Origin of the sequence: Micromonospora sp. M51 (assembly GCF_018070305.1) — a bacterium.
GTDB classification, from domain to species: Bacteria; Actinomycetota; Actinomycetes; order Mycobacteriales; family Micromonosporaceae; genus Micromonospora; species Micromonospora parva.
Window position 1 is genome coordinate 1 of sequence record NZ_JAGPXZ010001138.1, and the last position, 1,325, is coordinate 1,325.

Sequence of the window (1,325 nt, forward strand, 5' to 3'; positions counted from 1 at the left end):
CGGGTGCTCCCGGAAGACACGCTCGACCCGGCGAAGGACCTCGACGAGGCGCTGGGCGACCTGCAACGCCTGCTGCTGCTCAACGTCGGCGTGATGTTGACCATCACGGTCGGCCTCGCCGGGATCGCCCTGCTGATCCGCCGCCGCACCCGCTGAACCGGCGCCGCACACGGCCGGCGCCGCACACGCTGAGCCGACACTGACGCTGAGCCGGCGCCGCACACGCTGAGCCGGCGCTGGCACCGGCGCACGTGCTGGCCAGCGCCTCAACCGGCGCTGGTCAGCACCAGCGGCGCGGTGGGCGCTCCCGGCGGGTGGCCCGTGGACGCGGTCGGACCGGGCCGTGCCGGTGCGCCCCGGCCCAGCCGGGAAGTTCACTCAGGCAACCAGCGGGGACGTCGAAGTCGGGCTCGCCGAGGGTGTTGGGCTCTGCGGAGCGCTGGCGCGGCAGCACGGGCTCGTCGTCAGCCCGCCCGGTGAGCGGCTCCGCCGGGTGCGATGGTGCGCCGCCGACCGCTCGGCGGTGCTTACCCGCCGCCTGCGGGTCGTGGTGCCCCGGCCGGCAGGGCTCGCCCTGGGCGCAGCCGTGCTCGGCCTCCCCGTGCGCCATCCCGGTCTCCTCACGCTCGCCCCACCCTCGGGTGCTCTCCCCGAGGTGCCCTGTCACCGTACTGGCCGGGACCGACGGGCCGCGCGCAGCGTACCCGGCGTCCGGACGGGCCGGTCCCCGGCGACGCCGCCGAGCACGGAACCCGGTTACGCAGTTCACAGCATCTTTTCGTGCCGTTCACCGAAGGGCCCGCCGGAGGGCGGACCGGGCGGGGCGCGGTGCGCGTACCCCTTTCGGCGCATGGCGGTGCCGTCGAGGTCCTCCCCCGGTCGGAGTTCGACCGGCGACGGCTGTGGTGGGATCGGGTCATGCGTCCGCCACCGTGGCTCGACTCCGGCACCCTCGGCCGTGATCTCGTGCTGGCCGGCGCGTCGCTGGCCGGTGGTCTGGTGTTGCACGCCCTGGGTTGGCAACCGCAGGTCCGCCCGAACGCGGAGGTGCCCTCGGCGTTGTTCCTGCCGCCGCTGGTGGCGGTGTGCGTCGCCGTCGCTCTTCGGCGGGTCGCACCGCGCGCCAGCCTGGCGCTGGGCACCGGCGCGCTGGTGGTCGACACGGCGCTGGGTAGTTCGCTGGGCACGGTCCTGGTCTACACACAGGTGCACTACGACGCCTGCGTGTACGGCCCGCCCCGGCTGTGGCGGTGGCTGCTGCGGATCACCGTGGCGCTGAGCCTGCTCGGGACGGTCGTCGGGGTGCTCAGGTACGGCCACTGGCG

General features: G+C 75.0%; 2 protein-coding genes. One reads left to right on the forward strand and one right to left on the reverse strand.

The window, feature by feature from the left end:
- Positions 1–280: 280 nt before the first annotated feature.
- Positions 281–610, reverse strand: coding sequence for a hypothetical protein (locus KBX53_RS33120; protein WP_030330264.1), 330 nt, complete (start codon positions 608–610; stop codon positions 281–283).
- A 170-nt stretch (positions 611–780) separates the two neighbouring features.
- On the opposite strand from KBX53_RS33120, the gene KBX53_RS33125 reads away from it, so the two are divergent.
- The coding region (locus KBX53_RS33125) for a hypothetical protein (RefSeq protein ID WP_210863793.1) at positions 781–1,325 on the forward strand (545 nt) is incomplete at its 3' end.

Coding starts and splice junctions, on each gene's coding strand:
- KBX53_RS33120 (WP_030330264.1), bottom strand. CDS start 610: ATGGCGCACGGGGAGGCCGAGCACGGCTGCGCCCAGGGCGAGCCCTGC.